This is a genomic window from Mucilaginibacter sp. JRF (assembly GCF_015223065.1).
In the GTDB taxonomy this organism is placed as follows: Bacteria; Bacteroidota; Bacteroidia; order Sphingobacteriales; family Sphingobacteriaceae; genus Mucilaginibacter.
The window spans coordinates 479582-493040 of the sequence record NZ_JADFBY010000002.1 but is presented as its reverse complement, the minus strand read 5'-3'; the positions used below and the strand labels follow the sequence as shown (position 1 = coordinate 493040).

The following is a 13459-nucleotide window of genomic DNA, read 5'->3' as shown; positions in this document are numbered from 1 at the left end:
CATATGCCCCCACTCAGATTTTTGTTATTAACGATATTACTTTTCGCCTCGGGCAGTGTTTATTCGCAGATAGCCGAGATGGATACCACCATTTACGGGCGCAACACAGCGACGGGGAAATACGCCAGCATACGCGGGTTTAAAATGTATTATGAAACTTATGGCAAGGGCGAACCGCTGCTGCTTATTCACGGCAATGGCGCCTCAATAAGCTCCTTTGTTTTGCAGATACCTTATTTTGCCAAAAACTACCAGGTTATTGTGGCCGATAGCCGTGCACAGGGTAAATCGGTCGACACATCAGATTCATTAAGTTATGAAATGATGGCTGACGATCTGAATGCCCTGTTGGATACCCTGCACCTTAAAAGCGTAAATGTTTTTGGCTGGAGCGATGGCGGCATCAATGCCTTGCTGCTCAGCTTGCGCCACCCGGATAAGGTGAAAAAACTGGCCCTTACCGGAGCTAACCTTCGCCCTGATACTACCGCTGTTGACCCGCAGGTATACAGCATGGCCATGGGCTGGAACCGCCAGATACAAGATTCGCTTAAGTTGATGAAACCACCATCGGCACAGTTGAAAAATACGGCAAAGGTGATGCACCTGCTATCATATCAACCCAATATACCTGCATCGGCATTGCATAAAATTAATTGCCCGGTGCTGGTTATAGCCGGAGATCATGACGTGATCAAGAACAGCCACACGCTTGAAATAGCCGAAAATATACCCAACTCCTACCTGTGGATAATACCCAACGCGGGCCACGCGACACCCATCTACAAAAAGGATTGGTTTAACAATACCCTTAGCGATTTTTTCAAGAAACCCTACCGCAAAATTGAGGGCGAGGCACGTTTTAATTAAGCAGCATAACATGATACGCGTTTATAATATACTATTACTACTGCTGCTTTTATGCGGTGTTACCTTTACCGCCAGGGCGCAAAAATATGGCAGCAATAGCGCCGCGGGCAAGTACGTAAAAATACGTGGCTTTAAAATGTATTACGAAACCTATGGCAGCGGCAAACCTCTGCTGTTGGTACATGGCAACGGCGGCTCCATCAGTGCCTTTGCTAACCAGATACCGTACTTCGCTAAAAACTATAAGGTGATAGCGGTTGATAGCCGCGCGCAGGGTAAGTCTGTTGACCCGGCCGATTCGTTAAGCTATGATATGATGGCCGACGACCTGAATGCCTTGCTTGATACCCTGCACATTACAAAAGTTAACCTGATAGGCTGGAGCGATGGCGGCATCAATGGCCTTGCCCTGGCCTTAAGGCACCCGGACAAAGTGGGCAAACTGGCCATTACCGGTGCCAACCTTCGCCCCGATACTACAACGCTGCATCCGTTTGTGTACGATGTAATTGCGCAAACAGATAAGCTATACAGCGATTCGCTAAAAAAAATCAGCAACAAACCCGCCCTTAAAAATGCTTACAAAGTGAACCACATGATGCTGGTTGAACCTAAAACCATACTGGCCGATCTGCATAAATTACGTTGCGAAGTATTGGTTATTGGCGGCGACCATGATGCCATACCCACCAAACATACCATTGAGATAGCCGAACACATCCCGCAATCGTACCTGTGGATCATCCCTAACTCGGGGCACTCAACCCTGGTTAATTACAAGGATGAATTTAACCGTGTGGTATCGGGCTTTTTTAAAACACCGTATAGGGTAATAAGTGGCGAGGACAGATTTAATTAAGCGCATCAGGTTACGCTATTTTAAACAACACATTATCAAAGGATTCATCAGGAATTACCATTTGTTTTTTGCGGATGAATTAGCGTAAATTACAGGCTCAATCTATACAATGAACCTGCTCACATTTAAACCATACCTTGTTGTTGCTGTAATACTGTGCCTGCTTACATCCTGCGCACGCCTTATAAACAGCCCTTATAAAACGGTAACTGTTTATACTACCCGGCCTTCAAAATTATTTTTTAATAACGATTCGCTGCTAACCAGCGAGAACCAGGCCGAAATAGTATTACGCCGCGGCAAAGCACCGGTGAAAGTAAAAATAGTTAGCGATAGCATAACCAAGAACATTACGCTTAAGGCCCATAACTCCGGGGCTTATTATTTAAACATTCCGGCTAATTTTGGCGTGGGTATGCTTGTAGATATGAGATCATCCAAAAGATATTCATATCCCTCGTACATCTATGTGAATTCGGCAGATACGCTGAGTAGGTATTACCACCACAACAGGGAGAACAAAAAGGGTAAAAACCTGCTGCATGTTTCGCTGCCGTATATCAACAGCTTTAGGCTAAGCCCCGACAACGAGCGTGTTAAAATAAACACCGGCTTTTTGGGCATTGCAGTAGGTTTTGATCATTACCATACCAACAACCAATACATTAACGCCTCCATAAGCGCGGTGATGGATAATGAGGTTTTTGTACCGATTGGGGTTGATTACCGGAGCACGCATACCAAAATGCACTCCATATATGGCAGTGTATCAAACAATCACAAAATAGGCGCGCTATCATTAGGGTATGGCATCGCCTACGCAAAAAACAACTGGACCATATTTCAATACAATGATAGCGGCACGCAAACTGATTCTGTAACACACCGGTCGGCATACATTGGCAAAACCAGCAAAAACAGGTATTCGGTGGGTTTGGTGTCATCTGCTTATTATGAGATAGTTCCCGCGTTTAACATCGGGGTTATTTACAGGCCAACATTCATAAGTTTTTCTGGCGCCAACCGGTATGAGCATTTGATCAGTATTGACCTGGTGTGGAAGATAGCGCTTTAGGCCATGTACCATAAAAAACGGAGCAGCATCTGTAATACTACTCCGTTCTTCAATAACTTCAACCCGATAATTACTTTACCGCGGTTGCTTCCAGCTCTACCTTTAAGGTTTCAAAAAGTACTTTCACTTCAAAAAAGGTGCTGGCTTGTTTAATGCCGTGCTGGCTTATCCAATCCTGCAAAATATGGAAGAGCGGGAAGAATTCTTCGTGCGATGTGGTATACACATTTAAGCGTACTATGTTGCTCAGCTCATAACCTGCCTGGCTTATCACCTGCTCCAAATTGTGTATGGCCAGTTTAAGCTGGGTTTCCATGTCGCCGGTGCTTGAGGTACCATCGGCCTCCACCGCGGCCTGCCCGGCGCAGTATAGTGTGCTTTGAACATTTTTAACTTCAACCCCTTGTACATAGTTGCGGCCGTTTTGCCACTCCCACGGATTTATGATGCGTTTTTCCATTGCTTTACTTTTTTAATTAAACATTACAAAGTTCCGTAGAATTGGCCGTAAACAACCGTGACCTACCGCACCATTATACTGTGAGGTACATCACACCAAACGGCTCAGTGTTTCGCGCGATACGCCGAGGTAGGCGGCCAGCTGGGTTTTAGGTACACGCTGTAGTAAGGCGGGGCGTTGTTTTAGCAATTGCTCATAACGCTCCTGCGCTGTCGAGGTCATTAACTCCAGTATACGCCGTTGTGAGGCTATATAGCCATAAATGGATTTTTCGAGAAAGAAGTGTTCTATTTTAGGCAGGGCGGCACACAGAGTGCGGAAATTTTGGAGCGACAGGCTAAGCACCTCTGTATCTTCAATACACTCCAGGCTCATGGTTGCCGGGGTTTGGGTATAGTAGGCCAGCAGGTCGCTCTCCCACCAATCCTCCATGGCAAAGGCCATAATGTGCTGCTTTGCAGATGCATCGGTATGTACCAGCTTTAACAGACCCGAAACCACGTAGTAATTATAAATTACCTTGTCGCCCTCCTGTATCACAAACTGGTGCTTTTTATATTTTTTGCTGATGAAGTGCTGCTGCACAAAGGCAAATTCCTCGTCGGTTAAGGGCACTACCTTTTCAATATGTTCTCTGAGGGTATGCATCCTTACAAGGCATTTACTTACCCGCGTGGCCTATAAAATAACCGATGATCAGTGCTACCAATATCAGCGCCCAACTGATGTACATGCGTAGTTTCAGCACGTTGAGGGCTTTATTTTGGTTGATGATCTGCGTTTGGTTGGCCAGCTTTTCGTTTTGCAGGCGCATGTTTTGCTGTTGTAGCTTAGCCAGTGTGCCACCTACCTCGTTTTGCCTTTGCTGCTCCATTTGGTAGCGGCGCATAAAGCCACCTTCCTTCAAAAATTTTTCGCCTTTGGGCTTTAATATCAGTCGCTCGGGTAGTTCAAACTCGCCATAACTGCCTGATACCACCACCAGCTCCTCGCGCAGCAGGGCCTGCACCATAGCAAATGCTGATGCTTCATCCTGATCAAAAAGGGCCAGTATTTGCCTGCGTGTCAGGCTGTCAGGTATACCGAATGCTTCGAGCAGGGTATCCAGCATTTCGCATTCATATTCGTTGAGGTCGGTCATCTCTGCAAATTTAATAATAACCTCCTGCTTTTTAGAAATTTTGCCCGGTACAGAAAACTTATAGCCATTTATTTAACATTTGCTTAAATAACCTTTATTTAACAGAACAAACTTTTAAAAAGTATCAGAGTTAACCAGTAAAACAAATTAACATGGCTTAATTTAACAATAATATTAATTGATATATATTGTTTGAACGTATTTTAGCACTCTAATTACACATGGCTTCAGGTTTTTTCGCGGTTTTGGATGATATAGCTGCATTGATGGACGATGTTGCGGTTACAGCAAAAGTAGCCACACGCAAAACCGCCGGTATATTGGGCGATGACCTTGCCGTAAATGCCGAAAAGGCAACCGGTTTCCTGTCATCCCGCGAGTTGCCGGTACTTTGGGCCATTACCAAGGGTTCGCTGATCAATAAACTTATCATCATCCCGATAGCGCTGCTGCTCAACTTTTTTTTCCCGATAGCGATAAAGTATATTTTGATAGCGGGTGGTTTTTACCTGGCGTTTGAGGGTGTTGAAAAGATCATCGAATTCCTTTTTCATCGCAAAAAGGAAGGACACGAAGTGGTTAAGGAAACCCAACAGGATAATAGCGATGCCGAAAAGACCAAGATCAAATCGGCCATAACTACCGACTTTATCTTATCTGTAGAGATAGTGATCATAGCCCTGGGCAGCGTGGCTGATGAAAGCCTGACTGTGCAAATAGCTACCGTGTTTATTGTAGCCTTATTAGCAACCATCGGTGTTTACGGCATAGTGGCACTTATAGTACGTATGGATGATGCCGGTTATTCGCTGATGAAAAGCTCGAACAATAAAGGCATTATATCAGCCATAGGTTCAGGGTTGATCAAATTACTGCCGATAATTATCCGTGTGCTGGGCGTTGTGGGTACCATAGCGCTGATACTGGTTTCGGGAGGCATATTTGTGCATAATATCGAGTTCATCCATCATCTTTACCCTGAAATGCCGGCCATTCTAAAAGAATTCGCGTTAGGCCTCATAGCCGGTTTGTTAGCTGTTGCCGTGCAAATGGCGGGTAAAAAAACACTGGCCGCCTTTAAGAAATAATTTTCTGCCGGGTATCAGCATTATTACAGTTTAAGCGGGTTCAATAATTTATTTTTAGATTGCCAAAAGCAACCAATTAAATTATTACCAATACTTAAATTGATATGATAGCACACCGCCCATCAAGCTGTATGCCTGTTGTAAAAGCCTTGTGGCTAACGGGTATGCTGTTCATCGTAACTCTACAATTTACCATAGCGCAATCAAAGGATGTGTGGATGCTTACCTATTTCAGGCAGCGCTACCCTACCCGTATAGAGATTGACGCGCAGGGCAAAACCGTTGAGGTGCCTTTACCTAACCCTATGCTGGTGGCGCAGCTGCATATTGCCCTATCAACCGATGGCAGGCATTGGACACCCATCAACAACAATAAACCACTGTGGGACCAGCACATGCGCGACCAGTTCATCCGCAAGGGTGCCGACGGACTTTGGCGGCTGGTAGCCACCGGCGGCGGTAAGGATGCACCCGACCGTAAAACATTCGGCCCGAGCTGCATATATGCTACCTCAAAGGATTTGATACACTGGCAGTTTGAAAAGTATTTGCCGTTGATGAAAGACGTACGCGACGAAACCGGTGCCCTGGTGAACAACATTTGGGCACCCGAGTACTTTTATGATGAAGCGACTAAGGAGTACACGCTGCTATGGTCGTCAACCTTTAAGAGTGAGGGCTGGCAGCAAAGCCGGTTGTGGTATTGTAAAACTAAGGACTGGCAATCGTTTACCCCAGCAAAAGTATTGTTCGCGCCACCGTATTCGGTGATTGATGGTACGCTGATAAAGCATAAGGGAACGTACTACCTTTTTCATAAAGAGGAAGAATTTGGCGCCAAAACCTGCGAACGCAGGGGTATCCGCGTAGCGACATCAAAAAAATTGGAAGGCCCATACAAGGTGTTTGAAGGCCCGTTGAATAAAGGCCAGATAGCCCCCACCATTACCGAAGGCCCGAGCGTAATGGCCGATCCGCTGAATAGTAAAGCCTGGCTGTTATATTATGATTACCCGATGGCCGACGACTACGGCATATCATCATCGCCCGATCTGTTGCATTGGACGATCGAGAAAGATATCAGCCTGCCGCCCGATGCCCGCCACGGCAGCCTGTCGCCGCTTACAGCCGCGGAGGCCAAAGCCTTGCAGGATGCTTTCCCGAACGAGAAATAACCGCTAATCTAATCCCGGAGCCAACAAACGCGGATTTACGCTGCCGCTGTTGGCCTCGGTTATTTTGTGCAGGTTGTAGCGCAGTTCGGGATGCTCGGTATTTACGGTTACCAAGCCGTTGTTGCTCCAGTCAATAAGCTGTTGCTTTGCCTCTGCTTGCAGGGTGGCATCATCGGTATCACCCTCTAATTTAAGCAGGTGGTCAATCACCTCATTGGCCGTACCCTCTCCCAGATCGGCAAGGGCAAAAGCCAGTCGTTCCTTTAAGGGCGCGGCCTTATCATAGTGCGCCGGTACATGCAGCGGCTGGTGTTGTTCGCGAAATTGCTCGTCGTTCATACAGGTAAATGTTTTGTATGATAAAGACAATCAGCAGGCGCATTTGTTGTACAGATGACCAACTTATGGTTTAGATTTACGCAGCGAGAAATGCGCTATTAATACTTCACAAAACTTTACATAGACTTCACAACCTGACGCTGTTAGGGCGCAAGCAAAGCGAAAAACCGATATCTTTAGCCCGATTTAGTTATTTAATAAGGCCTTATCTTGCTTATAACACACCAACACTCTACTAAATGAAACGTACCATCTACCTCAATGGCCGCTTCCTGACGGTGCCTTTAAACGGCATAAGGCGTACCGCTTTTGAGCTTATAAAAGCACTGGATGACCTGCTGGATTCGGGCGCGATAGATAAAGATAAATACACCCTCGAGATATTATATTCGGGCGAGATTGCCAACCCCGTTGAGCTAAAGCACATCAAGCTTACCAAGCGCGGCATACTCAAAGGCAATTTGTGGGAACAGCTTGAACTACCCCTGTATACCGCGGGTAAAATGCTTATTAACTTTTGCACCATTGCCCCGCTGCTAAAATCAAACCAAATATCTGTTATTCACGATGCATCGGTACTGATAAACCCGCAGTACTTTTCGCCTGCGTTTAGCAAGTGGTACAACTTCGCGGTGCCGCTTATTAACAAAAGGGCAAAGCATGTGGTAACGGTATCTGAATTTTCAAAGCAGGAGCTGCATAAAACCCTCAAGCCCGCCCGCCGGGACATGACGGTGATGTACAACGCCGGTGAGCATATACTGGATTACGAAAAACCAAGTCAGGAATTTATTGACAAGGTTGAGAAACATAAACCCTATTGCCTGAGCGTGGGTAGTTTGGCATTCCACAAAAACTTTCAGGGATTAAGCAAGGCCTTAAAAATTGCCGACATAACCAGCCACAACGTACTGATAGCGGGCGGCAAACTGGCTACCTTAGAAACATCTGAAGCTAAGGATAACCTGGTTTATTTAGGTTATGTTACCGATGCCGAGCTAAAGCATTTGTACGCTAATGCCGATCTGTTCATCTTCCCATCGTTGTATGAGGGCTTTGGTATTCCGCCGTTGGAGGCCATGAATCTGGGTTGCCCGGTAATTGCCTCGAACGCGGCATCAATGCCCGAAGTTATTGCCGACGCGGGGGCATATTTCGACCCAACAAACGTAAACGATATGGCCGCCAAAATTAAGGGGCTGCTAAATAACGCGACACGTTTACAAGAGTTAAAACAAGCCGGGTACGACAGAGCCGCCTATTTTAACTGGCATAAAAGCGCGGGCATTTTATTTAATGCCGTGGCCAAATACGTTTAACTACATGCCGGTGCGTTTTATAACCACCTGCGCTGTTTTGCAGATGATGTACATATCCAGCTGAAGGCTCTTTTTTTTGATATACAGCTTATCATAAAACTGCATTTGCCTGATGTTGATATCGCTGCGGGGGCCTACCTGCCACAGCCCGGTGAGGCCGGGTTTTACAGCATTGCGTATAGCCCTGCTTTTGGCATCGAGGCTTTCGGCCAAAAAAAGTTCAAGCGGGCGGGGGCCTACAAGCGTCATATCGCCCGTTACAATATTGATGAGCTGGGGCAGCTCATCAATACTTAACTGGCGGGCAAGTTTGGCTACGCTACCCGCTATGCGGGGATCATCGCGCAAGCAACCAAAATCCTGCATCTCACGGGCTTTCTGCTCATCATTCTTTAACAGATCGGCCAAGATCCGGTCGGCATTGGCGCGCATAGTACGCAGTTTCCATATCCTGAAAACCCTGCCATGCTTACCCTCGCGGGGCTGCCTGTAAAATATTTTGCCGGGATAGCTTATTTTAATGATGAGGCCCAATAACAGCAACAGGGGCATTATCAACACCAAAATCAAAAAACACAGTATGCGTACCAACAGATCTATCATTCCCAAAAATGTCTGGCTATCATAAAAGCTTCGGCAAATTCCATCCCGGTTTGGCTGCCACGTAAACGCATCAGGTATTCCAGGTTTTCAGGCGTTCGGCCTAATTCGTTCTCGGTATTGTACTTATCCATCGCGGTCTTTTTTTTGGCGACATTCTCAGTCGATAATCCCACAAAAAAGTTGGGCGAAAAATTATAAATAAATGCCTGATCGGTTGAGGTGGCTACTTCAAAAAACATCACCGTTTTATGTACCCTAAAGGGGCGTGTAGCTATCTCAACCGCCCGGTACAAAGCCCGGTGCGCCTGGTGCGAATCGCCGTGCCAGTGGGTCACAATAATATCGGCCCACTGCACATGGCTGTGAATAATTTGATTTATAGCCTGCACATTAAGCTCGGCCGTAAGGTCGTCAACCATATCGGCAGGCATTACCAGCTTAGCGCCCAAAATATCGCAGGCATCAGTTAACTGACTAACCAGATCTGTCCAATGTGTTACGCCTCGCTCATCTCCCCGTTTCAAGGGCAGCAGCACGCGGCAATTGGCATTGTTTATTGATGCCTTGTGTAAAAAACCACCGCAACCTATGGTTTCATCATCAGGGTGGGCTACAATGGCTAATATGTTTTTACCCGTAACTACCATGCCATACTAAACGGTTGGCTGAAACCATAAAAGTTTAACGCGGCATCTACATTATGGGCTTCCATATTTTCGTAGTAGGATAATGATTCGGCAAGGGCTTCATCATAAGGCGTATAATCTATTTTACCGATAACCTTTTCCAGCTCGGCGGTATCAGCCACCAGGCGGGTGTGCGGCGTTTCGCCGATACGCATAGGCATGTGCTTAACACCGGCGGTATTGCCAAAATAACGGTTCACTGATTCGGCAACTTCCAATACCGACATTTCAATGCCTGTACCGCAATCCATCGTATTAGGATTGTACTTGTTACGCATTACATCAACCGTAATACGGGCGGCATCCTTTACATAAAGCATATCAACGGTTTGCGTACCATCGCCATACACCTGTATCGGCAGTCCACGCATAGCCTGTATGGCAAACGTTGGTAATATTTTACGTACCGGGTACAGCTTTTGCCCTGCGCCGTAAAGGTTAAAGTACCTCAACACACTGATGCGGATAGGGTGATACCTCGTCATGAGGTTGGCAATCTTCTCGGCGGTATGCTTGGTAATGGTGTAGGTATTTAACCAAACGTTAGGCTTTGATGCCAGGAAAACTCTCGGCACCTTGCAAGCTATGGCCACCTCAAACACGTTTAAGGCTCCCATAATATTCACCTCGATAGCGCCCCTCATGGCCGATTCAAGCTCGGAGGTGCCCAGTTGCCCGGCCAGGTGGTATATCTCATCGGCACCTTCGCAGGCTAAGGTGAGGGCTTCCCTGTCCATAATGGTGCCTTCAATAAATTTGTAGTTGCGGGAAAAAGCCTCCGTGATCACGTCACGTTTACGCAAGCCCCTGTCAAAAGCGATCACTTCATCGCCACGCTGTAACAAATCGTTAACAATCACGGCTCCTAAAAAACCGGACGCGCCAAGTACAACACATTTCATAGTTTTAATGGTTTAAGTTTTTAGTTAATACGTTAATTAATCCCAATAAGCGGGGAGAAAAAAGAATTTGGTGCATTGGGCACACAAGCGAGTGCCATATACCAAATATACCATATCGGCATGCCTGCCAACGGCACGCTAAAGGGTTGTATATCAAAACGAGAAAGAAAAAACAGATGTGTATTAACGGCAGCTGAGCTGAGGTTGCAATGTTTGCTTATTGCCAAAAAAAGCCTGTTTTTTAGCCTCTACAAAAGTGTGCAATTCGCTCTCGAAACGCTGCCTGCTAAAGGTGCCCGCATAGCTGCTGATGTGTGCCGCATTGAAGAAGAACTCACCGGATTCAAACACATTTACACACTCAACAATGGCTTGCGCGGTTTGCGCGGTAAACAACAAACCGGTTTCACCATTCAGCACAGTTTCGGCACAACCGCCTTTGCCATAGGCCAAAACAGGCGTACCGCAAGCCATGGCCTCAATGGGCGATATGCCAAAATCCTCGTGCGCGGCAAAAATGAAAGCTTTGGCCTTTTGTATGTAGGTTATCAGGTTGGCCTGGGGTTGGTGACCGGTTAGGGTAACGTTGGCGGGGGCTATTTTTTTAAGTCGATCAAGTTCTGGGCCATCGCCAACAACTACCAGGCGTTTGGTGGGCATTGATCTGAAGGCTTCAATAATAAGGTCGATACGTTTATGGTAAACCAGTCGGGATGCGGTAACATAGTAATCGTCTTTCGTTTCTTCCAACGTAAAATCGTCCACATCAACTGGCGGGTAGATAACCGTGGATTCACGCCGGTATAGCTTGCGGATACGATCGGCCGTGTAATGCGAGTTGGCTATAAAATGATCGACCCGGTTGGCCGAAATTACATCCCATAACTTAAGGTAATGGAAAACCAATCGGGTAAAAACGCCCTTGATACCGCGCCTGCTGTTGCTATGGCTCAAAAACCGCTGATAAAGCTCCCATGCGGGGCGTATGGGGTTATGCAGATAACATATATGCAACTGGTCGGTATTGGTTACGGCGCCTTTGGCTACAATGAATGATGATGATAGCACTACATCATACTGATCCAAATTAAACTGCTCAACAGCCAGCGGATAAAACGGCAAATACATGCGGTATCGTTTTTTGCTCCAGGGTAGCCTTTGGATGAACGAGGTAACGAACTTTTGATCTTTTAACGGCGACCTGCTGATACCCTCCTGATTGGCTACCAACGTATAAATTGTGGAGGGATAAACCGCCACGATAGATTGCAGGGTACTATCGGCCCCGCCGGTGGCCAGCGTTAAATCGTGTACTATGGCTGTTTTCATTGGGCGATAAGGTTAACAGGTATCGGCGCAGACTGCCGGGCTTTGATGGCGGGCAACAGATCATTCACCAGTATAATACCATCGTTGAGGGCATTCTCCATACCATAGCTAAAACTTACGGAGGCATTGCGCCCGGCTATCAGCAGGTTGTTACAGGCTGATAGTTGACTGAACAATATCTCCTGATTTGCAGGCAGATCAAGATCAGGTATCTGGAAGGCGTTGTTCACCTTTTTAACTACCTTATCCATCACCTTTAGCCCGGTGAATAGTCCGGTTTTATGCAGTTCGGATGTGGTGAAGCTCAGCAATTCATCATCATTGGCCTGCCACATGGCATCATCCTTATCGCACCAATACTCAACCAATATCACGGCAAATGGTGCCTTATCGCCCTCTACATCAAACCCGTTAAAATTAGTTACCCGCGTTATCCTGATCTTATCATCATAAATGTAAAAACACTGGCCTGGCCGGGCTTCATCATAAGTAACCTGCATGTATACCAGCACATCATTACGAAAGTTGATCTGCGACTGTGGCTTTACAGCCTCTCCATAGGCATCTTTAAGGTAATTCAGCAACGGCAAAACCGGTATGGTGGCAACAAACATATCGTACTCCCGCCGGGTGCCATCGTTTAAAACGACCGCCTGTATATCGCCCGAATTGGTTGAACGCTCTAACTCGGTGATGGTGGTGGATAGAAAGAACTCACCGCCCCGGCTTTCTATCTTACCTTGCATGGCTGCCCACAGGGTTGAAAAGCCGCCATCGGGATAAATATGTTCATCCTTCGGTTTGGTGGCCCCGAAGCTTTGTTTTATTTTACGGATGATCAATGTGGTGGCCGACACTTTGCCGGTTAAGCCGATAAGTGAGCGCACAAATACTTCGGATAATTCACCTGCATTTAACGACCATATTTTACGGCAAAAATTAGCGAAGAAGTGTTTATACAGATAACCGCCCAGTAAATTTTTAGCCATAGGTGCTGCCGAACCATCCGGCTTTGATGGTGCTATCATCTGCCTGATAAATGCTGCTGATGCTTTTAAAAACTGGCCGGGGCTGAGCTTTTTAAGCACATCAAAAACAGCAGGCGGGTATATAAACAACTTGTTTAAGGTGAGTACATAGGTTTTACGCGCGTACAGCCTGAAACGCCCGTTGAGGCACTCAAATATCAGCTTTCGCACATCAGGGAAACGGGTTACGTTGAAGAAATGCGGACCGATCTCAACATTTTTATTCCATAAAGATATTGACCGGGCAAAGCCGCCCACCTCGTTAGCGCGATCGTAAACATCAACCTTAATACCGTTTTTAGAAAGCTCATGGGCTATGGTAAGGCCGGCAGGCCCTGCTCCTATTATGGCTATCTTCATGATGATGATATTTTTTGAACAAGTTTAAGTCTGCAAAAATTGAGGCCGGATGATCAGGGCGTTATCCAGCCTTATAATTGTTAGTACAAGTTAAACTTCTTGCAAAAAAATATCATTACCGGGCGGTTGATTGCCCCATATATTGAGAATGTGTGATATAGCCCCAAAAACTAAAAAGCCGGAACGCCATAAAGGCGATTCCGGCTCAGGATTAAAATCGTCGTG

15 protein-coding genes are annotated in these 13459 nt (G+C 46.4%); 6 read left to right on the top strand and 9 right to left on the bottom strand.

Translation table 11 applies throughout. The features are described 5' to 3' along the window. The first annotated feature begins 3 nt into the window (after nucleotides 1–3). The 3 genes from IM792_RS07610 to IM792_RS07600 all read left to right on the top strand — a co-directional run bounded on the left by IM792_RS07610 (nucleotide 4) and on the right by IM792_RS07600 (nucleotide 2804). Nucleotides 4–870 (top strand): alpha/beta hydrolase, encoded by an 867-nt coding sequence (locus tag IM792_RS07610; protein WP_194101228.1) that lies wholly within the window; start codon nucleotides 4–6, stop codon nucleotides 868–870. 10 nt (nucleotides 871–880) lie between these two features. Then, nucleotides 881–1729 carry an alpha/beta hydrolase gene (locus IM792_RS07605; RefSeq protein WP_194101227.1) on the top strand — a complete coding sequence of 283 codons (849 nt, stop codon included), beginning with the start codon at nucleotides 881–883 and terminating at the stop codon, nucleotides 1727–1729. A gap of 109 nt (nucleotides 1730–1838) precedes the next feature. Then, nucleotides 1839–2804 (top strand): hypothetical protein, encoded by a 966-nt coding sequence (locus tag IM792_RS07600; RefSeq protein ID WP_194101226.1) that lies wholly within the window; start codon nucleotides 1839–1841, stop codon nucleotides 2802–2804. Nucleotides 2805–2874: 70 nt separating this feature from the next. Here IM792_RS07600 and IM792_RS07595 read toward each other — a convergent pair whose 3' ends face one another. The 3 genes from IM792_RS07595 to IM792_RS07585 form a co-directional block, all read right to left on the bottom strand. Further along, entirely contained in the window at nucleotides 2875–3264 is a 390-nt protein-coding gene (locus IM792_RS07595) for a RidA family protein (protein WP_194101225.1), read from the bottom strand. 90 nt (nucleotides 3265–3354) lie between these two features. Continuing rightward, nucleotides 3355–3912 carry a Crp/Fnr family transcriptional regulator gene (locus IM792_RS07590; RefSeq protein WP_194101224.1) on the bottom strand — a complete coding sequence of 186 codons (558 nt, stop codon included), beginning with the start codon at nucleotides 3910–3912 and terminating at the stop codon, nucleotides 3355–3357. A gap of 13 nt (nucleotides 3913–3925) precedes the next feature. Further along, nucleotides 3926–4405 (bottom strand): hypothetical protein, encoded by a 480-nt coding sequence (locus IM792_RS07585; protein WP_194101223.1) that lies wholly within the window; start codon nucleotides 4403–4405, stop codon nucleotides 3926–3928. Nucleotides 4406–4626: 221 nt separating this feature from the next. Between IM792_RS07585 and IM792_RS07580 the strand changes: the two genes are divergently transcribed. Then, the gene (locus tag IM792_RS07580) at nucleotides 4627–5493 is read left to right on the top strand and encodes a DUF808 family protein (protein ID WP_194101222.1); all 867 of its coding nucleotides are present in this window, start codon (nucleotides 4627–4629) and stop codon (nucleotides 5491–5493) included. Between the two features lie 104 nt (nucleotides 5494–5597). Next, nucleotides 5598–6668 carry a glycoside hydrolase family 43 protein gene (locus IM792_RS07575; RefSeq protein ID WP_228084978.1) on the top strand — a complete coding sequence of 357 codons (1071 nt, stop codon included), beginning with the start codon at nucleotides 5598–5600 and terminating at the stop codon, nucleotides 6666–6668. 3 nt (nucleotides 6669–6671) lie between these two features. On the opposite strand, the gene IM792_RS07570 is transcribed toward IM792_RS07575, so the two are convergent. Then, nucleotides 6672–7007 (bottom strand): hypothetical protein, encoded by a 336-nt coding sequence (locus IM792_RS07570; RefSeq protein ID WP_194101221.1) that lies wholly within the window; start codon nucleotides 7005–7007, stop codon nucleotides 6672–6674. Nucleotides 7008–7246: 239 nt separating this feature from the next. Here IM792_RS07570 and IM792_RS07565 point away from each other — a divergent pair, with 239 nt between their 5' ends. Then, entirely contained in the window at nucleotides 7247–8326 is a 1080-nt protein-coding gene (locus IM792_RS07565) for a glycosyltransferase family 1 protein (protein WP_194101220.1), read from the top strand. On the opposite strand, the gene IM792_RS07560 is transcribed toward IM792_RS07565, so the two are convergent. From IM792_RS07560 to IM792_RS07540, 5 genes are all read right to left on the bottom strand, one after another. Beyond that, nucleotides 8327–8929 (bottom strand): sugar transferase, encoded by a 603-nt coding sequence (locus IM792_RS07560; protein WP_194101219.1) that lies wholly within the window; start codon nucleotides 8927–8929, stop codon nucleotides 8327–8329. After that, the gene (locus IM792_RS07555; protein WP_194101218.1) at nucleotides 8926–9576 is read right to left on the bottom strand and encodes a PIG-L family deacetylase; all 651 of its coding nucleotides are present in this window, start codon (nucleotides 9574–9576) and stop codon (nucleotides 8926–8928) included. Before IM792_RS07555 ends, IM792_RS07560 begins: the two co-directional genes overlap by 4 nt. After that, nucleotides 9570–10517 carry an NAD(P)-dependent oxidoreductase gene (locus IM792_RS07550; protein ID WP_194101217.1) on the bottom strand — a complete coding sequence of 316 codons (948 nt, stop codon included), beginning with the start codon at nucleotides 10515–10517 and terminating at the stop codon, nucleotides 9570–9572. Before IM792_RS07550 ends, IM792_RS07555 begins: the two co-directional genes overlap by 7 nt. Before the next feature lie 183 nt (nucleotides 10518–10700). Continuing rightward, nucleotides 10701–11846: a glycosyltransferase gene (locus tag IM792_RS07545; RefSeq protein WP_194101216.1), complete on the bottom strand. Its 1146-nt coding sequence runs from the start codon at nucleotides 11844–11846 to the stop codon at nucleotides 10701–10703. Continuing rightward, on the bottom strand, nucleotides 11843–13234 hold the full coding sequence (locus IM792_RS07540) for an FAD-dependent oxidoreductase (RefSeq protein WP_194101215.1): 1392 nt from the start codon (nucleotides 13232–13234) through the stop codon (nucleotides 11843–11845). Before IM792_RS07540 ends, IM792_RS07545 begins: the two co-directional genes overlap by 4 nt. Between the last annotated feature and the right edge of the window lie 225 nt (nucleotides 13235–13459).